This window comes from Oerskovia sp. PE-21s (genome assembly GCF_056158145.1).
This window is the reverse complement of the sequence record NZ_JBUXJM010000003.1, coordinates 372,866-389,655: the sequence shown is the minus strand read 5'-3', so window position 1 is coordinate 389,655 and position 16,790 is coordinate 372,866. Positions and strand designations below refer to the sequence as shown.

19 protein-coding genes are annotated in these 16,790 nt (G+C 71.9%); 10 read left to right on the top strand and 9 right to left on the bottom strand.

Annotation, left to right across the window (positions count from 1 at the left end):
* Positions 1–131: 131 nt before the first annotated feature.
* From ACZDYF_RS07665 to ACZDYF_RS07655, 3 genes are all read right to left on the bottom strand, one after another.
* Positions 132–974: a siderophore-interacting protein gene (locus ACZDYF_RS07665; RefSeq protein ID WP_475055172.1), complete on the bottom strand. Its 843-nt coding sequence runs from the start codon at positions 972–974 to the stop codon at positions 132–134.
* Positions 975–1,133: 159 nt separating this feature from the next.
* Positions 1,134–2,138, bottom strand: a complete 1,005-nt coding sequence (locus ACZDYF_RS07660; RefSeq protein ID WP_191789096.1) for an aldo/keto reductase family protein — start codon at positions 2,136–2,138, stop codon at positions 1,134–1,136.
* 69 nt (positions 2,139–2,207) lie between these two features.
* Complete coding sequence (locus ACZDYF_RS07655) at positions 2,208–2,810, bottom strand: DUF3043 domain-containing protein (protein WP_475055170.1); 603 nt, start codon at positions 2,808–2,810, stop codon at positions 2,208–2,210.
* 85 nt (positions 2,811–2,895) lie between these two features.
* On the opposite strand from ACZDYF_RS07655, the gene ACZDYF_RS07650 reads away from it, so the two are divergent.
* The 4 genes from ACZDYF_RS07650 (at position 2,896) to ACZDYF_RS07635 (ending at position 6,255) form a co-directional block, all read left to right on the top strand.
* A complete protein-coding gene (locus tag ACZDYF_RS07650; protein ID WP_475055167.1) occupies positions 2,896–4,305 on the top strand; it encodes a M20/M25/M40 family metallo-hydrolase in 1,410 nt (469 codons plus the stop codon).
* A 92-nt stretch (positions 4,306–4,397) separates the two neighbouring features.
* Positions 4,398–4,820: a helix-turn-helix transcriptional regulator gene (locus ACZDYF_RS07645; RefSeq protein WP_475055165.1), complete on the top strand. Its 423-nt coding sequence runs from the start codon at positions 4,398–4,400 to the stop codon at positions 4,818–4,820.
* Between the two features lie 80 nt (positions 4,821–4,900).
* Positions 4,901–5,305, top strand: coding sequence for a VOC family protein (locus ACZDYF_RS07640; RefSeq protein ID WP_475055163.1), 405 nt, complete (start codon positions 4,901–4,903; stop codon positions 5,303–5,305).
* A gap of 107 nt (positions 5,306–5,412) precedes the next feature.
* Positions 5,413–6,255 carry a hypothetical protein gene (locus ACZDYF_RS07635; RefSeq protein WP_475055161.1) on the top strand — a complete coding sequence of 281 codons (843 nt, stop codon included), beginning with the start codon at positions 5,413–5,415 and terminating at the stop codon, positions 6,253–6,255.
* Here the strand turns inward: ACZDYF_RS07635 and ACZDYF_RS07630 are convergent.
* Both ACZDYF_RS07630 and ACZDYF_RS07625 read right to left on the bottom strand, forming a co-directional pair.
* A complete protein-coding gene (locus ACZDYF_RS07630) occupies positions 6,227–6,553 on the bottom strand; it encodes an antibiotic biosynthesis monooxygenase family protein (protein ID WP_475055159.1) in 327 nt (108 codons plus the stop codon). The genes ACZDYF_RS07635 and ACZDYF_RS07630 overlap by 29 nt on opposite strands.
* 26 nt (positions 6,554–6,579) lie before the next feature.
* Positions 6,580–7,104, bottom strand: a complete 525-nt coding sequence (locus ACZDYF_RS07625) for an acyl-CoA thioesterase (protein WP_400273461.1) — start codon at positions 7,102–7,104, stop codon at positions 6,580–6,582.
* 128 nt (positions 7,105–7,232) lie between these two features.
* On the opposite strand from ACZDYF_RS07625, the gene ACZDYF_RS07620 reads away from it, so the two are divergent.
* Positions 7,233–7,631, top strand: a complete 399-nt coding sequence (locus ACZDYF_RS07620; protein WP_475055157.1) for a DUF3817 domain-containing protein — start codon at positions 7,233–7,235, stop codon at positions 7,629–7,631.
* A gap of 29 nt (positions 7,632–7,660) precedes the next feature.
* Here the strand turns inward: ACZDYF_RS07620 and ACZDYF_RS07615 are convergent, their stop codons facing one another.
* A complete protein-coding gene (locus ACZDYF_RS07615; protein WP_475055155.1) occupies positions 7,661–8,248 on the bottom strand; it encodes a DJ-1/PfpI family protein in 588 nt (195 codons plus the stop codon).
* A gap of 77 nt (positions 8,249–8,325) precedes the next feature.
* Positions 8,326–9,525: a quinolinate synthase NadA gene (gene nadA / locus ACZDYF_RS07610; RefSeq protein WP_475055151.1), complete on the bottom strand. Its 1,200-nt coding sequence runs from the start codon at positions 9,523–9,525 to the stop codon at positions 8,326–8,328.
* Between the two features lie 72 nt (positions 9,526–9,597).
* On the opposite strand from nadA, the gene ACZDYF_RS07605 reads away from it, so the two are divergent.
* Positions 9,598–10,815 carry a glycerate kinase gene (locus ACZDYF_RS07605; protein WP_475055147.1) on the top strand — a complete coding sequence of 406 codons (1,218 nt, stop codon included), beginning with the start codon at positions 9,598–9,600 and terminating at the stop codon, positions 10,813–10,815.
* Positions 10,816–10,971: 156 nt separating this feature from the next.
* Positions 10,972–11,322: a HesB/IscA family protein gene (locus ACZDYF_RS07600; protein WP_030153043.1), complete on the top strand. Its 351-nt coding sequence runs from the start codon at positions 10,972–10,974 to the stop codon at positions 11,320–11,322.
* Between the two features lie 102 nt (positions 11,323–11,424).
* Here the strand turns inward: ACZDYF_RS07600 and ACZDYF_RS07595 are convergent, their stop codons facing one another.
* Positions 11,425–11,688, bottom strand: coding sequence for a sulfurtransferase TusA family protein (locus tag ACZDYF_RS07595; protein WP_191789108.1), 264 nt, complete (start codon positions 11,686–11,688; stop codon positions 11,425–11,427).
* Positions 11,685–12,851 carry a cysteine desulfurase family protein gene (locus ACZDYF_RS07590; RefSeq protein ID WP_475055144.1) on the bottom strand — a complete coding sequence of 389 codons (1,167 nt, stop codon included), beginning with the start codon at positions 12,849–12,851 and terminating at the stop codon, positions 11,685–11,687. Before ACZDYF_RS07590 ends, ACZDYF_RS07595 begins: the two co-directional genes overlap by 4 nt.
* Positions 12,852–13,192: 341 nt before the next feature.
* Here ACZDYF_RS07590 and ctaC point away from each other — a divergent pair, with 341 nt between their 5' ends.
* Genes ctaC through ACZDYF_RS07575 form a run of 3 tightly spaced genes read left to right on the top strand, consistent with a single transcriptional unit; the run spans position 13,193 to position 16,316 of the window.
* A complete protein-coding gene (gene ctaC / locus ACZDYF_RS07585) occupies positions 13,193–14,104 on the top strand; it encodes an aa3-type cytochrome oxidase subunit II (RefSeq protein WP_191789110.1) in 912 nt (303 codons plus the stop codon).
* Positions 14,104–15,921 (top strand): aa3-type cytochrome oxidase subunit I, encoded by a 1,818-nt coding sequence (gene ctaD / locus ACZDYF_RS07580; protein ID WP_191789111.1) that lies wholly within the window; start codon positions 14,104–14,106, stop codon positions 15,919–15,921. Before ctaC ends, ctaD begins: the two co-directional genes overlap by 1 nt.
* Positions 15,918–16,316: a cytochrome c oxidase subunit 4 gene (locus ACZDYF_RS07575; protein ID WP_138824250.1), complete on the top strand. Its 399-nt coding sequence runs from the start codon at positions 15,918–15,920 to the stop codon at positions 16,314–16,316. The genes ctaD and ACZDYF_RS07575 overlap by 4 nt, the downstream gene beginning before the upstream one ends.
* Positions 16,317–16,790 lie beyond the last annotated feature (474 nt).

The window sequence follows — 16,790 nt, the reverse complement described above, 5'->3', positions numbered from 1 at the left end:
TCGTCGGGAACGTTCCTCCCCCGAGGGGGAAGCCCGACGACGGAGCGCACCCGGGGCGCGCGGGTGCGCTCCGTCGTCGGGCAGTCGGGCAGTCGGACGGCCGGGCCGCCACTTTGGCGCCCCGGCGGGGCCTAGTGCTGGTGCGCGGGCTCGGCGTGGTCGTGCTCGTGGTCGTGCGCGTCCTCGGCGTCACGGTCCGCGCGGACGTTGACCTTCCCTGCGGTCCAGTACCCGACGACCTGGTGCCGGTCGCGCGGCATGCCCCACGCGGACCGGAGCGTGCGGCGGATGTCGCGGCTCGCGGCGCTCTCGCAGGCGACCCACGCGTAGCCGGGGGTCTCCAGGACGGGCAGGGCGCGCACGGCCTCGACGAGCGCCGCACCCGGGCGCGCGCCCTGGGGGGTCACGAGCCAGGTGTAGGTCACGTCGCCACGGGTCTCGAGCTCCTGGCGGTCCTCGGGCGTCGGCACCTCCACGATCGCGTGCGCGACGCCGCCCGGCGGGAGCTCCTCGACGATGCGCCCGAGCCCGGGCAGACCGGTCGGGTCGGCGACGAGCAGTCGCCACTCGGCATCGGCCGGGGCGTCGTAGTAGCTGCGCGACTCGCCGCCCGCGAACACGCCCAGGACGTGACCCGGCTCGGCGCGCTCGGCCCAGTCTGACGCGAGGCCGCCCGGGTGCACGGCGAGGTCGATCACGATCGTGCGGCCCTCGTCGTGGACCCGGCGGGCCGTGTAGTGGCGCCACGGCGGCTCGGTGCCCTCGACGGGCACGACCCCGTAGTCGTCCTGGTTGAAGAAGTCGATCTCCGCGACCGTCTGACCGGGGGACGGGAAGGCGAGGTCGATGCGCTCGTCGCCCTGACCGTCGGTCGTCCACCTCCAGTCGCCGACGACCTCGAGGTGGACACGGACCATGTGCGGCGTGATGCGCGTCGCCGTGACGACGCGGGCCGGGAAGCAGGGGGAAGCCATCCGGCCACGGTAGGCCGGGGAAGGGTGTCGTGTGGGGCCAGGGAGTACCGCGAACCGGCCAACGCAGGACGTCGACGACCCCGGGCGCTCGGTGAGCACCCGGGGTCGTCGACGTCGGTCAGCAGAACCTCAGCCTGTCGGTGAGGCGGCGACACGAGCTCAGCGGGGCCCGGGGGCTCCCGCGGCCGTCTTGCCGGCGTCGCGCTCGACGACGTCGCCGAGGATCTCGTCGATCTTCGCCATGAGCTCGGCGGGGATGACCACGCCGGACGCCTTGACGTTCTCGGCGACCTGCTCGGGGCGCGAGGCGCCGATGAGGGCGGCCGCGACGTTGTCGTTCTGCAGGACCCACGCGACCGCGAGCTGCGCCTGCGTCAGGCCCAGCTCGTCGGCGACGGCCCCCAGCTGCTGGACGCGCGTGAGCACGTCCTCGGTCATGAACTGCTGGATGAAGCGCGAGCCGTTCGCGTCGGTGGCTCGCGACCCGGCGGGGGCGGGCTGGCCGGGCAGGTACTTGCCGGACAGGACGCCCTGGGCGACGGGGGACCACACGATCTGGGACAGGCCCAGCTCGCGCGAGGTCGGGACGACCTCGTCCTCGATGACGCGCCACAGCATCGAGTACTGGGGCTGGGAGGAGATGAGCTGGAAGCCGAGCTCCTTCGAGAGGGCGTGACCCGCGCGGATCTGGTCCGCGGTCCACTCGCTCACGCCGATGTAGAGGGCCTTGCCCTGGCGGACGATGTCGGCGAACGCCTGCATCGTCTCCTCGAGCGGGGTCGACTGGTCGAACCGGTGCGCCTGGTAGAGGTCGACGTAGTCGGTGCCGAGGCGCTTCAGCGAGCCGTTGATCGACTCCATGACGTGCTTGCGCGACAGGCCCGAGTCGTTGGCCCCGCCGGGGCCCGTCGGCCAGTAGACCTTGGTGAAGATCTCGAGCGACTCGCGGCGCTGCCCCTTGAGGGCGTCGCCGAGGACCTGCTCGGCCTTGGTGTTCGCGTAGACGTCCGCGGTGTCGAACGTGGTGATGCCGGCGTCGAGCGCGGCGTGGACGCACTGGGTGGCGACGTCGTTCTCCACCTGCGAGCCGTGGGTGAGCCAGTTGCCGTAGGTGATCTCGGAGATCTTGAGGCCGGAGTTGCCGAGGAAGCGGTAGTTGGGCATGGGGACAACACTAAGTTGCCCGGGGCACCTCGGGGAACTGGGGCCGTCCGGCGGACCGGACGCGAGCGGCTACGCGGGGAAGCTGCCGTGCTTCTTGTGCATGGGCTTGGGCAGGCGTGCACGGCGCAGCTGGAAGGCGCGCATCACGGCGTACATCGCGTTGCCCTTGGGGGAGTCCGGCCCGAACTTCGCGACCAGGCGCTTCTTGAGGGAGCGCCACATGATGAACGCGTCGATGATCGTGATGAGCACGATCCCGTAGAGCACGAAGATGATGATCGTCGCCATGTTCAGGTTCTGGGAGAACACGAACGTCAGGACGATGAAGACCAGGGCGACGGGCAGGAAGAACTCGCCGAGGTTCCAGCGGGCGTCCACGTAGTCGCGCACGTAGCGCTTGACCGGGCCCTTGTCACGGGCGGGCATGTTGCGCTCGTCGCCCGTCTGCATGGCCTGGAACTGACGGTCGCGGGCCTCACGCTGCTGCTGGCGCGCGGTCTTGGCCGCGGACTTGCGGTCCGAGGGCACGAGCGGGCGCTTGTTGGCGGCCTCGGCGACCTTGCGCTTGGGCGTCGGCCTGCCCTTGCCGGCCTTCTCGATCTCGGCTGCGGCGGCAACCGGGTCGGGGGCGTCGTTCGACGAGGGCGCGGAGGACTTGTTGCGTGAGAACACAGGTCCAGCGTAGTCGAGGACGGGGGCTGCCTCGGCACGGGGAGTGGGCAGGAGCGGAGGCGTACCGGCGGGTAGCGTTGCCCGGGTGAACAGCACACCTGGAACCAGCACCCTTCCCGAGCCCGACGACGTCGCTCACCTGCGCGCCCGGGTCGCCGAGCTCTTCCCCGCCCTGCGCGGGGACCTCGAGGCGCTCGTGCGCATCCCGTCCGTGTCCAACTCCGCGTTCGACCAGGCGCACGTCGCGGCGAGCGCCGAGGCCGTGGCGGAGCTCCTGCGCGGTGCGGGGCTGCCCGAGGTGCAGATCCTGCACGCCACGGGTGTCGCAGGCCCGCTCGGCGCGCCCGCGGTCGTCGCGCGCCGCCCGGCCCCGGAGGGGGCCCCGACGGTCCTGCTCTACGCGCACCACGACGTGCAGCCCCCGGGCGACGCGGCCGCGTGGGACACCGACCCGTTCGTCCCGACCGAGGTCGACGGCCGGCTGTTCGGTCGCGGTGCGGCCGACGACAAGGCCGGGATCGTGGCGCACGTGGGTGCGCTGCGGGCGCTGTCCGCGCTGGGCGACCTGCCGATCGGCGTGACGGTGTTCGTCGAGGGCGAGGAGGAGGTCGGGTCCCCGAGCTTCCTGCCGTTCCTGAACCAGCACGAGGACCTGCTCGCGGCCGACGTGATCGTCGTCGCGGACTCCGCGAACTGGAAGGTCGGCGTCCCGGGGCTCACCACGAGCCTGCGCGGGCTGGTGGACTGCGACGTCGAGGTCGCGGTGCTGGGCCACGCGGTGCACTCGGGCATGTTCGGCGGTCCGGTGCTCGACGCGCTCACGCTGCTCTCACGCCTGATCGCGACACTCCACGACGAGCAGGGCAACGTCGCGGTCGAGGGCCTGGTCTCCGCGCCGGACCCGACCGTCGACTACGAGGAGGCGGACTTCCGCGCGGACTCCTCGGTGCTCGACGGCGTCCGCCTCGCGGGCGAGGGGACGTTGACGGGTCGCCTCTGGACCAAGCCGGCGCTGTCGGTCATCGGCATCGACGCGCCGAGCGTCGCGCACGCGTCCAACACGCTGACCCCGCGCGCGACGGCCAAGATCTCGCTGCGGATCGCACCCGGCCAGGACCCGGCGGCCGCGCTCGCGGCGCTGCGCGCGCACCTCGAGTCGAACGCGCCGTTCGGTGCGCAGGTCACGGTGCGCGACGGCGAGACGGGCAAGCCGTTCCAGGCGCCGACCGACTCGTCCGCGATGCAGGCCGCACGCTGGGCGTTCGAGACGTCGTGGGGCACGGCGCCGGTCGACATCGGCATCGGCGGCTCGATCCCCTTCATCGCGGACCTGCTCGACGTCTTCCCCGACGCGGCCATCCTCGTGACGGGCGTCGAGGACCCCGACTCGCGCGCGCACGGCGCGAACGAGTCGGTGCACCTCGGCGAGCTCGAGAAGGTCGTGCTGGCCGAGGCGCTCCTGCTGACGCGCCTCGCACGGGACGCGCAGGGCTGAGTCGTCGCCGAGAACGGGTCTGCGGTCGGCATCGGCTCGATGACGACCGCAGGCCCGTTCTCGACCGGCGACCCCGGTGCTACGTTCGGAGCATGACCCCGCAGGAGATCGAGGAGCTCGTGCTGCTGCGCCGCGCCCGGGATCTCATGGACCGGGAGTACGCGGCGCCGCTCGACGTCCCGACCATGGCGCGCAAGGCCCTCATGTCTCCCGCGCACTTCTCGCGTCGGTTCCGGGCGACGTACGGCGAGACGCCGTACTGCTACCTCATGACGCGACGGATCGAGCGGGCGATGGCCCTGCTGCGGGGCGGGGCGAGCGTCACGGACGCGTGCATGGCGGTCGGGTGTACGTCGCTCGGCTCGTTCAGCTCGAAGTTCACCGAGGTGGTGGGCGAGACGCCCTCGGCGTACCGCGGCCGGGAGCACGCCGCGGTCAAGGCCATGCCGCCGTGCGTGGCCCAGGTCCTGACGCGCCCGGCGCGCAGCGCCGCCGCGGGGACCGCCGCGCGCTGAGCTCGGCGCCGGCCCGGTGCCGCACGCATCGAGCAGGATCGGAGAAGCGGGCGCGTGAGCCCCGTCCTAGAGTCGCGGTCATGACCATCTCACTGAAGTTCTGCAACATCACCGTCAACGACGTCGACGAGTCGATCGCGTTCTACAGCGACGCGCTCGGGCTCAAGGTGCACAACGACGTGGGCTCCGAGGGGTTCCGTTGGGTCACGCTCGGGTCGGACGCCCAGCCCGGGCTGGGCATCGTGCTCTCGGCGCCGCACGCGGGTCGCTCGCAGGCCGACGGCGACGCGCTCCAGGAGCTCATGACCAAGGGCGTCCTGCCGATCCTCGTGTTCGCGTCCGACGACGTCGACGCTCTCTTCGAGACAGTCCGGGCGTCGGGGGCCGAGGTCCTGCAGGAGCCCATGGACCAGGACTGGGGTCCGCGCGACTGCGCGTTCCGCGACCCGTCGGGCAACATGGTCCGGATCGCCCAGGCCGTCTGAGAGTCGTCGAGCGGGCCCCGGCGGCGGAGCCTGTCGCCGGAGGCCTCGGAGCCCACGCCGGCGAGGTGGCCCTGCCGTGGCGGTGGGAGTGGTGGTGGGATAGGGGCATGGCGAACGAGACGATGGTCCCCCTCCTGCCGTGCGCGTCGATCGACGAGATCCACGACTTCGCCGTGGCCCTCGGTTTCGAGGTGACCTACCGGCAGACCCGGCCCAACCCGTACCTCGCGCTGCGCCGCGGCGGCATCGACCTGCACTACTTCGCGATGGACGGCTTCCGTCCCGAGGACTCGTACGGCTCGTGCCTGGTCGTGGTCGACGACACCGAGCCCCTGTACGAGGCGTGGGCCGCCGGGCTGCGCGCGCTCTACGGGAAGCTGCCGCTGAGCGGCTTCCCGCGCATCACGCGGCCCCGTCGTCGGGCGAACGCGGGCGGGCTCAGCGGCTTCAGCCTCGTCGACCCCGCGGGGAACTGGTTGCGGGTCGTGCGGCGCCCCGAGGACCCCGCGCCGGCGACGGAGGATCTCGCGGACCCCGGCGCCGACACCTCGGCGGACCGGTCGCCCGCGGCGCGCTCGGGCTCGGGGGAGGACACCGGCCGCCCCGTCGGCCCGCCGGGGGAGTCGCGCCTGCTGCTCGCCGTGGCCAACGCGGTGGTCCAGGCGGACTCGCGCGGCGACGTCGGGCAGGCCGTGAAGATCCTCGACGGCGCGCTGCGCCGCGACGCGGAGGCCGGGGACCTGGGCGCCTCGGCCCGGGACCGGGTCGAAGCCCAGGCCTTCCGCGCGGAGCTCGCCGTCCGGCTCGACGACGCCGCGACCGCCCGGCGCATGCTCGACGACGTGGACCGGTGCGTGGCCTCGGCCCGGGGTCAGCACCTCACGCAGGACCTGACGACGGTCCTCGCCCAGCTCGAGGACGTCAGGGCATGGTTGTCGGCCCAGGGATGACGGACACCTCGCGGTAGTGCTCGACGACCGGGAACGGGTCGTAGAAGTGGTGCAGCAGCGCCTTCCACCGGAGGTACTCGGGCGAGCCGCGGAATCCCTCGGTGTGTGCCTCGAGGCTGTCCCAGCGCACGAGCAGGAGGTACGTCGAGGGGCGCTCGACGCATCGCGACACCGAGAGCCCGCCGAAGCCGGGCATCGCGGAGATGATCGTCCGGGCCTGCGCGAACGCCCTCTCGAAGGCGGCCTCCTGCCCGGGGACCACGTGCAGCAGGGCGTGCTCGAGCACCTCGTCCGTCATGGCCCGGAGCGTAGGGCGGCCCGGGCTCAGCGTGCCGCGACGTCCACGGCCTGGGCCCAGTCGCGCACGTCGGCCGGCAGCTCGGGGCTCACGGTCGAGGTGCCCAGGAGAGCGACGACGTCGGGCCCAGGGATGCGGTCTCCCGCCTTCGAGAGGAACCGGCCCGCGATCAGGCCGCGCGCGCACAGGTCGCCGCCGCGCGTGAAGACCTGCTCGAGGTAGACGACGCGCTCGTCCCACCCGAGCACGCGCGTCGTGATCTCGAAGCGGTCCCAGAGCTGGAGCGAGCGGCGGTACTTCATGGTCGAGGAGGCCACGACCGGGTACCAGCCCTTGTCGCGCAGGAGCCCGAAGGCGCCGAGGTCCGCGAGGAAGTTGCTGCGTGCCACGTCCATCATCTGCAGGTACACGCCGTTGTTCACGTGCAGGTAGAAGTCGAGGTCGCCCGGACGCACGCGCATGCGGGTCACCGAAGGGTCGAGGACCCCGCGGCCGGGGACGGCCCGGCGCGGCAGGGTGCTGGCGATCGTGAGCTGGATCTGTCGGGTCACCGTCGCAGGCTACTACCGAGCACGGGCGGTATCAGGTATCGCGGGTCGGGCGTCGCTCCTGGGCCCGGACGGGCGGGACCCGCCGGTGGGTTCGGGCCCGTCCAGGGAGCCGTGTGAGGATGGCCCCCGTGACTTCCCGAACCGCCGCCCCCGTTCCCGACGCCGCCCCGAAGCCCGTCGCCCTCGAGCCCTCGTCCGGACCCTCGAGGACGCCCCACCACTGGACCGTCCGCGCGTTCCGCGTCGTCGCGATCGCCGAGGCCTTCTCCTGGGCCGGCCTGCTCGTGGGGATGTACGTCAAGTGGGTCGCCGAGGCCTCCGAGATCGGCGTCAAGATCTTCGGCCCGGTCCACGGCGGTCTGGTCGTCGCCTACGTCGCGCTCGCGCTCGTCGTGGCCGTCCGTCAGCGCTGGTCGCTCCTGACCGTCTTCTTCGCGCTCGCGGCGACGCTGCCGCCGTTCCTCACGGTCTTCTTCGACCGGTGGGCGCACCGCTCGGGCCGCTACGAGGAGCGCGCCAGCGCCTGACCCCGCCGGTCGTGGCGCGGGCCAGGGGCTCAGCCCTCGTACTGCAGGGCGCGCCTGACCTCCTCGGCCACCTCGGCGTTCTCGAGCCGTTCGACGAGGTGCAGCGCCATGTCGATCCCGGCCGACACCCCGGCCGAGGTGACCACGTCGCCGTCGTCGACGAAGCGGGTCTCCGTGTCGACCAGGATGCTGGGGTCGAGCCGGGCGAGCTCGTCGACGTGGTCCCAGTGGGTCGTCGCGGGACGCCCGGCCAGCAGTCCGGCGGCGGCGAACGCGAGCGACCCCGTGCACACGCTGGTCAGCAGCGGGGTCCGGGCTCGCATCGCGTGCAGCCAGGCGAGGTGCGCCCGGTCCCCGACCAGCCGTTGGACGCCGGGCCCTCCAGGGTGCACGAGCACCTGGACTGGGTCGACCTCGTCGACCGACCCGTCGGGGACCATGTGCAGGCCCTGCGCGAGCCGCACCCCGCGCCCGTCCCAGGAGAACGTCGAGACCCGCGGCTTGAGGGCAGAGCGCTCGCGCCACGTCGTGAACACCTCGTAGGGGCCCGCGACGTTGAGCTCCTCGGCGCCGTCGAACACGAAGATCCCGACGCTCAGACCGTTCCCGGTCGTCATCCGTCACCCCCGAGGGTCGATGCGATGGTGCGACCGTCGGGCCCGCCGGCGGAAGCCGACGAACCCGACGGGTGGTGCTACAGCCCCGGCAGGGCGAGCATCTGGTCGAGCGCGACGCGCGCCCAGTGGGCGTCGTAGGCGTCGACCACGATGCGGTTGACCGTGCGCCCGGCGACGAGCGACTCCATGGCCCACACGAGGTGGGGCAGGTCGATGCGGTTCATGGTCGAGCAGAAGCAGACGGTCGAGTCGAGGTAGTGCACCTGCTTGTCCGGGTGTGCGCGCGCGACGCGGCGCACCAGGTTGAGCTCGGTGCCGATCGCCCAGGACGAGCCGGGCTCGGCCGCGTCGAGCATCTTGATGATGTACTCGGTCGAGCCGACGTAGTCCGCGGCCTCCACGACCTCGTTCTTGCACTCGGGGTGCACGAGCACGTTGACGCCCGGCACCGCGGCACGGATGTCGGTCACGTTGCGCTCGGAGAAGCGCCCGTGCACGGAGCAGTGCCCTCGCCACAGGATCATGCGTGCGTCGCGCAGCTCGGCGTCGGTCAGACCGCCGTTCGGCTTGCGGGGGTCGAAGACCACGCAGTCCGCGGGGGACATGCCGAGCTTCAGCAGCGCGGTGTTGCGCCCGAGGTGCTGGTCCGGCATGAACAGGACCTTGCCCGTGCCGTCCACACCACCCACCTGGTCGAACGCCCAGCGCAGCGCGACCTCCGCGTTCGAGGACGTGCAGATGGTCCCGCCGTGCCGACCCGTGAAGGCCTTGATCGCGGCGGTCGAGTTCATGTACGTGACGGGGAGAGTGACGTCGGCGATCCCGACGTCCTGGAGGACCTCCCATGCGTCCTCGACCTGGTTGATCGCGGCCATGTCGGCCATCGAGCAGCCCGCCGCGAGGTCCGGCAGGACGACCTGCTGGGCGTCCGAGGTGAGGATGTCCGCGCTCTCGGCCATGAAGTGCACGCCGCAGAAGAGGATGAACTCGGCCTCGGGACGTGCCGCGGCCTCGCGCGCGAGCTTGAACGAGTCGCCCGTGACGTCCGCGAAGTCGATGACCTCGTCGCGCTGGTAGTGGTGGCCCAGGACGAAGGCCCGCGAGCCGAGCGCGGCGCGGGCCGCACGGGCACGTTCGACGAGGTCGGGGTCGCTGGCCGCCGGCAGCTCGCCGGTGCACTCGACTCCTCGCTCGGAGGCCAGGTCCCGGCCCTGTCCGAGGAGCAGGAGGGGGGAGGGGGCAGGTTCCGCGAAGGCGCTGTCCAACAGGGTGCTCACGGGACCATCGTCGCACAACGGTCGGTCGGTCGAGCAGCCCTGTCGGGGCGGACGGCCTGGCACAATCGCGGCATGCGCCTCCTCCTCGCCGCCGCGGAACCGCTCGCCCTGACCGACGGGATCCTGTCCGCCGAGGACGTGTGCGCCCTGGTCGCGCAGACCTGGGCGGCCACGGTGCGCGGCGACGTGGACCCGTGCCTCCTGAACCCGGGCGCGGCCGGCTTCCTGCGCTCGCTCGCGGCCCACGCCCCCGAGCAGGTGGCGGTCGTCGTGCGCGGCGCAGCCGGTGACGACGTGCCCGCGACGTTCCGGCTCGGCCCCCCGTCGTCGACCGGCGCGCGCACCGCCTGGGTCGAGGCGGCGCTCCTGCGTCCTGCGGCGACCGAGGCGAGCACCTCCGCCGGTGGGCTGGGCGCGGCGACGAGCTACGGCGTCGGGCAGGTGGTCGCGCTCGCTGCCCGACGTGCCTCGCGCGTCGTCGTGGCGACGGGGGACGGCGGCGCGCACGACGCCGGGGCCGGGATGCTCGCGGCGCTCGCGGGGACCGGGGCGGGGCCGCTGACCCGCGGTGGGTCAGCGCTCGGTGCCACCACCGCCGAGGACGCCGCGCTCGCGCTGCGCGCCCGGGAGTCGCTGCGGTCCGTCGAGCTCGTCGGCGCGGTCGAGTCCGACCTGCCGCTGCTGGGCCTGCACGGAGCCAGCGGCGCGCTCGCGGCCGCACGGCCCGCGCTGGCGACGTTCGCCCAGGAGCTCGAGCGGGCGCACGGCCACTACGCGCACGAGGTCACGCGCGCGCTGGAGGGCGCGGCGCGCCGCGACCTGCTGTCGGGCGCTCCGAGCCTCTCCGGCCCGACGGCGTCCCCGGGGCTCGCGAGAGGGGTCGCGCAGCGCGCGGCCGCCGACCGCGCGCTGACCGGACTGCCCGGCGCAGGCGCAGGCGGGGGGCTGGGCTTCGGGATCGCGGCCGCCGGAGGGCGCCTGCTGCCGGGGACGTCGGTGGTCGCGGACGTCGTCGGTCTGGACGGGCGGGTCCGTGCCGCCGACGTCGCGGTCGTGGTCGTCGACCGCCTCGACGCGTCGACGACGCACGCCGGCGCACTGCCCGAGGTCGCGCGCCGGGCCGCCGCACGCGGGGTGCCCGTCGTCGTGCTGGCCCGCGAGCTCCTCGCCGGTCGGCGCGAGCAGGCCGCCGCAGGGATCAGCGGTGCCTACGAGCTCGGGCCGGACAGGGACGCGGCGCGTGCACGGGTCGCTCGCGTGGCCCGGACCTGGGCCGGCAGCGAGAGGTGAGCCCGGGCGTCGTACACTCGGGAACAGAACGATCTCCCGTCGTGTTGACGGGTATGCGAGAAGCCTGAGGACCGATCGGCCTGCCCGGGAGCGGGAGCCGCAGACCGACGGCACACCACGGGGCGAGAGCCCACCGAAGACTGTGCGGAGAACACGATGAGCGAGACCACCGAGACCGCCACCCACGGCGTCCTGCTGACGGACTTCGCGGCCGGCAAGATCCGCAGCCTCCTCGAGCAGGAGGGCCGCGACGACCTGCGTCTGCGCGTCGCCGTCCAGCCCGGTGGCTGCTCCGGCCTGATCTACCAGCTGTACTTCGACGAGCGGGTCCTGGACGGCGACGCCCTCAAGGACTACGACGGTGTCGAGGTCGTCGTCGACAAGATGAGCGTCCCCTACCTGGACGGCGCGACCATCGACTTCGCCGACACCATCGAGAAGCAGGGCTTCACGATCGACAACCCCAACGCGGGCAGCGCCTGCGCGTGCGGCGGTTCGTTCGGCTGATCCGCGAGCGTCGGCAGCCCGGCTGCGCGACGCCGAAGGACCTCGACGGCCCGGTCACCTCACGGTGGCCGGGCCGTTCGCGTCCGGGGCCGTGCCCGCCGGCTACCCGCCCAGACGGACGGTGACCGCCCAGGTCGTGCCGTCGTCGGGCGCCGCGTCGGGGACGTCCACCACGACGCTCTCGACGACGGTGTGGCCGCGCATGCGCGCCCAGGCCGGGACGTCGTGACGGGCCGCGGGGTCGGTCGACCAGACCGTCAGGACGTCGCCCGGGGCGTGGTCGCGGGCCGCGGCCGCGAGCCGGATGACGGGCAGCGGGCAGCGCAGGCCGCGCGCGTCCACAAGCGTGCCGGGCTCGTCGCTCACAGCCCGCTCACCCCGAGCGAGGCGCGCACGCGCGCGACGGCCCCGGGCAGGACCGCGAGGAAGCGGTCGACGTCCTCCTCGGTGGTGGCCCGGTCGAGAGCGATGCGCACGTTGCCGTGCGTCAGGACACCCATCGCCGCGAGGACGTGGCTGGGTTCGAGCGTGCTCGACGTGCACGCGGAGCCTGACCCGACCGCGAAGCCCGCCCGGTCGAGCTCGGTCACCAGGGCCTCGCCGTCGACGAACAGGAACGAGAACGTCACGAGGTGGGGGAGCCGGTGGTCGGGATCGCCCACGACCTCGACGTCGGGGATCTGCCCGACGACGGCGCGCACCTTGTCGACGATCGCCCGGCGCCGCGCGTCCTGGGCCGCGCGGTCCGCCGTGACGGACTGGAGCGCGACGGCCGCCGCGAACGCTGCCGGGACGCTGACGCCGCCGGGGAACCACGGCTCGGCGTCCTCGGGCCAGGTCCGGCGCCAGCGCACCCGGTTGCGGACCGCGAGGACGCCCACGCCCGCCGGGCCGCCCCAGTCGGCGGGATCGGCGGCGAGCAGGTCCCACGCGGACGGGACCTCCCCGTGCCCGACGACGGCACCCGCGTCCACGAGCAGCGGGACCCCCGCGGCGCGAGCGGCCCCGTGGACGGCCGCGACGGGCTGGACCGTGCCCACTTCGCCGTTCGCCGCCTGGAGCGCGGCCAGCGCGACGCCAGGGCGCGCCACCGCCTCGGTCATCGCGGCCTCGTCGACCCGGCCGAAGAGGTCGACCGGGACCCTGACGAGGGCGTCGGGCGTCTCCGTGAGCCCGACCGCGAGCTCGGCGGCATGGAGCACGGCGGCGCGCTCGACCGCTGAGACGACGATCCCCGGACCCGTCCGCCGCCGCCCGAGCGCGACCGCGCCCACCGCGGCGTGCAGGGCTCCGACGTGCGAGGGGGCGAGATGGACCTCCTCGGTCCGGGCACCGAGCGCGGCGGCGATCGCCTCGCGGGCGCCATCCAGGAGCACGGCGGCGCGACGCGCCTCGGCGTACAGGCGCCGGGGATCCGCCCACCCGTCGTCGACGGCCTGGTCGAGCGCGGTGCGCGCGAGGGGGTGCAGGGCCGCCCGACCACCGTTGTCGAGGTAGACCCGACGCGGGGGCGTCGTGGTGTCGGTCACATGAGCTCCTGAGGGCGTGCGAGGCGGCCAAGGAGGGGGTCCGAGGACGCCGATCGGCGAACTTTCATTGCAGACGCGCCGAATGTGCCGTGGGCGCGACGTACACCGTGCACCGTAGCGCGGGCCGCGCGGGAAGCGACGATCTGACAGATGCGTCGAGGGTGTGCCGAACCCCGGGATCTCGCGGGAAGTTGGCGGATTCGTCACGTTCAGAAGCCGCGTTGACGGCGCGAGAGAGGGCATTTGCGCGCTAGGCTCTGTGGGTCGAGGACGAAGGTTCTGCGGGGAACTCGTGGAGAAGATCGAGCCCCCCTGTCGAACGTTGAAGTGAAAGGCCCCCCTTGCACTCGCAATCCCCTAGCCGCACACGGCGAACCATCCTGCGAGCGACGGCTTCCGCCGTCGCGGTCGCAGCGTTGGCGTCCGGTTGTGCCAGTGAGACCGTTCAGCGCGGATTCCTCCCCGGATACTCCGACGGTGAGGTGACCGACCAGACCGCCCGCATCACGTCGCTGTGGAACGGGTCCTGGATCGCAGCACTCATCGTCGGCGTCATCACGTGGGGACTGATCCTGTGGTGCGTGGCCGCCTACCGCAAGCGCAAGGACGACCACGTCCTGCCCGTGCAGACGCGCTACCACCTGCCCCTCGAGATCATGTACACGGCAGTGCCGATCGTCATGGTGCTCGTGCTCTTCTACTACACCGACCGTGACATGACGGCGATCAAGGACCTCTCCGCAGAGCCTGACGTCGAGATCCAGGTCATCGGCAAGCAGTGGAGCTGGGACTTCAACTACCTCACGGACGACGTCTACGAGTCCGGCCAGCACGAGGCCAACGTCGGCGACCTCCGTTCGGAGGACGAGATCGAGGGTGCCCCCGGCACCGCGACCTCGCTGCCGACCCTGTACCTGCCGGTCAACGAGGTCGTCCGGTTCAAGCTGGACTCCCGCGACGTCATCCACTCCTTCTGGATCCCCGCGTTCCTCTTCAAGATGGACATGATCCCGGAGCGCACCAACGAGTGGCAGGTCACCCCCACGCGTGAGGGTGTCTACGCCGGCAAGTGCGCCGAGCTCTGCGGCGAGCACCACTCCGGCATGCTCTTCAACGTCGCCGTGGTCTCCCGCGAGGAGTACGACGCGCAGATGCAGAAGCTCGAGGACAAGGGCCAGATCGGCGAGCTCGGTCTCGACCTGAACCGCCTCCAGGACCCGAACCCCCCCGTCGTCACGGAAGGTGAGAACTGATGGTCGCGCAGGCCGAAGTCATTCCCGGTCTCGCCCCGAAGCGCCAGACGCTCGGACGAACCGTCATCAAGTGGGTCACCTCGACCGACCACAAGACGATCGGGTACATGTACCTGATCACGTCGTTCATCTTCTTCTGCATCGGTGGCCTCATGGCCCTCGTGATCCGTGCCGAGCTCTTCGAGCCCGGCATCCAGATCGTGCAGAGCAAGGAGCAGTACAACCAGCTCTTCACGATGCACGGCACGATCATGCTGCTGCTGTTCGCGACGCCGCTCTTCGCGGGCTTCGCGAACGTCATCATGCCGCTGCAGATCGGCGCACCTGACGTCGCCTTCCCGCGACTGAACATGTTCGCGTACTGGCTCTACCTCTTCGGCGGGCTCATCGCCTCGGCCGGGTTCTTCACGCCGCAGGGCGCAGCGTCGTTCGGATGGTTCGCGTACGCGCCGCTGTCCAACACGACCTTCAGTCCAGGTGCAGGCGGTGATCTCTGGGTCTTCGGCCTCGCGCTCGCCGGCTTCGGCACCATCCTGGGTGCGGTCAACTTCATCACGACGATCATCACGATGCGCGCCCCGGGCATGACCATGTTCCGCATGCCGATCTTCACCTGGAACACGCTCGTCACGAGCCTCCTGGTCCTGATGGCGTTCCCCCCGCTGGCCGCCGCGCTGTTCGCGCTCGGTGCGGACCGTCGCCTCGGTGCGCAGATCTTCAACCCGGAGAACGGTGGCGCCATCCTCTGGCAGCACCTCTTCTGGTTCTTCGGCCACCCCGAGGTCTACATCATCGCCCTGCCGTTCTTCGGCATCGTCTCCGAGATCCTGCCGGTCTTCAGCCGGAAGCCGATCTTCGGCTACAAGGGCCTGGTCTACGCGACGATCGCGATCGCCGCGCTGTCCGTGACGGTGTGGGCACACCACATGTACGTCACCGGCGCGGTCCTGCTGCCGTTCTTCGCGTTCATGACGATGCTCATCGCGGTCCCGACCGGTGTGAAGTTCTTCAACTGGATCGGCACGATGTGGCGCGGCAAGCTCACGTTCGAGACGCCCATGCTCTGGTCGATCGGCTTCCTCGTGACCTTCCTCTTCGGTGGTCTCACGGGAGTCATCCTCTCGAGCCCGGCGCTGGACTTCAGCCTCTCCGACTCGTACTTCGTCGTGGCGCACTTCCACTACGTGGTCTTCGGGACCGTGGTGTTCGCGATGTTCGCCGGCTTCTACTTCTGGTGGCCCAAGTTCACCGGGCGCATGCTCAACGAGAAGCTCGGCAAGATCCACTTCTGGCTGCTCTTCATCGGCTTCCACGCCACCTTCCTCGTCCAGCACTGGCTGGGCGTGGCCGGCATGCCGCGTCGCTACGCGGACTACATGCCGGAGGAGGGGTTCACGTGGATGAACCAGGTCTCGACGGTCGGCGCGTTCATCCTCGCCGCCTCGACCCTGCCGTTCCTCTGGAACGTCTACACGACCTGGCGCAACGCGCCCAAGGTCACCGTGGACGACCCCTGGGGCTACGGTGCATCGCTCGAGTGGGCGACGTCCTGCCCGCCGCCGCGGCACAACTTCACGTCGCTGCCCCGCATCCGCTCGGAGCGTCCCGCGTTCGACCTGCACCACCCCGAGGTCGCGGCCATGGACCACGCGGAGCCCAACCCGAACGTCCTGCAGCAGATCTACGGCGACGCAGACCGCCGTGGTGAGCAGCAGGTCGCCGCGGACCGTGTCGAGGGCAAGCAGCACCCCAGCGCCTCGTCCTCGACCATGATCATCGACGAGCCGCGCGACGGCGAGAAGGAGGACGGCAAGTGAAGGTCGAATCGAGGCTCCACCTCTTCCTCGCCCCGTTCTTCCTCCTGATGGCCCTCGTCTACGGGTTCTGGAGCCACTGGGAGCCCGTCGGTTCCGCAGCGCTGTTCCTGACCTTCGGGCTCGCGGCCATGATCGGTGGCTACCTGGCCCTCACCGCCAAGCGCATCGACTCGCGCCCCGAGGACGACCCGGACGGTCTCATCGAGCAGGGTGCAGGCGACCAGGGCGTCTACGCGCCCTGGAGCTGGTGGCCTCTGGCCATCGCGGGTGCCGCTGCGATCGCTTTCCTGGGCCTCGCGCTCGGCTGGTGGATCCTCGGGATCGGCGTCGTCCTCGGCGCCGTGGCCCTCGTGGGCTGGGTCTTCGAGTTCTCTCGCGGACAGCACGCGCACTGACCGACCGCACGACTCGACGGGCCCCGTCTCCCTCAGGGAGACGGGGCCCGTTCGCGTTGCCGGCACAGGGCAGCTCGGGAGGTCCGGGCCGCGGGAGAGCGGGGGAGCGCGGGAGCGGCCGAGGTGCAGGGTCCGCAGGGGTAGTGATGGGCTCACCGATATCGGGGAGCCAGTCCTCGCGGCCGTGCCGGGCCCTCGGGGGCCTCGCCTGGAGCGCGACCGTGCGTCGAGTGCGTCGAGTGCCTCGAGCGCGTCGAGGGCGCTCAGGAGGCCGCGGGCCACGGCCCGAGTCTTGAACCGCTGGCGGACGTCGGGAACGTCGTGCACGGCAGCCTCCTGAGCGGCCTGGGCGTGCACCGTGCCCTCGTCGGGTGGGTGTCTCACGCCCAGGTGAAAGGCGCTCGTGTCGTCGACGCGGATCTCGACCCCGGTCCAGACTCCGACGACCTGCACCGCGGCACCGAGCGAGCTCGG

Coding starts and splice junctions, on each gene's coding strand:
- ACZDYF_RS07615 (WP_475055155.1), bottom strand. CDS start 8,248: ATGACGACCGGGAACGGTCTGAGCGTCGGGATCTTCGTGTTCGACGGC.
- ACZDYF_RS07635 (WP_475055161.1), top strand. CDS start 5,413: ATGGCGAACGAGACGATGGTCCCCCTCCTGCCGTGCGCGTCGATCGAC.
- ACZDYF_RS07600 (WP_030153043.1), top strand. CDS start 10,972: ATGAGCGAGACCACCGAGACCGCCACCCACGGCGTCCTGCTGACGGAC.
- ACZDYF_RS07605 (WP_475055147.1), top strand. CDS start 9,598: ATGCGCCTCCTCCTCGCCGCCGCGGAACCGCTCGCCCTGACCGACGGG.
- ACZDYF_RS07660 (WP_191789096.1), bottom strand. CDS start 2,138: ATGCCCAACTACCGCTTCCTCGGCAACTCCGGCCTCAAGATCTCCGAG.
- ACZDYF_RS07630 (WP_475055159.1), bottom strand. CDS start 6,553: ATGACGGACGAGGTGCTCGAGCACGCCCTGCTGCACGTGGTCCCCGGG.
- ctaD (WP_191789111.1), top strand. CDS start 14,104: ATGGTCGCGCAGGCCGAAGTCATTCCCGGTCTCGCCCCGAAGCGCCAG.
- ACZDYF_RS07645 (WP_475055165.1), top strand. CDS start 4,398: ATGACCCCGCAGGAGATCGAGGAGCTCGTGCTGCTGCGCCGCGCCCGG.
- ACZDYF_RS07665 (WP_475055172.1), bottom strand. CDS start 974: ATGGCTTCCCCCTGCTTCCCGGCCCGCGTCGTCACGGCGACGCGCATC.
- ACZDYF_RS07640 (WP_475055163.1), top strand. CDS start 4,901: ATGACCATCTCACTGAAGTTCTGCAACATCACCGTCAACGACGTCGAC.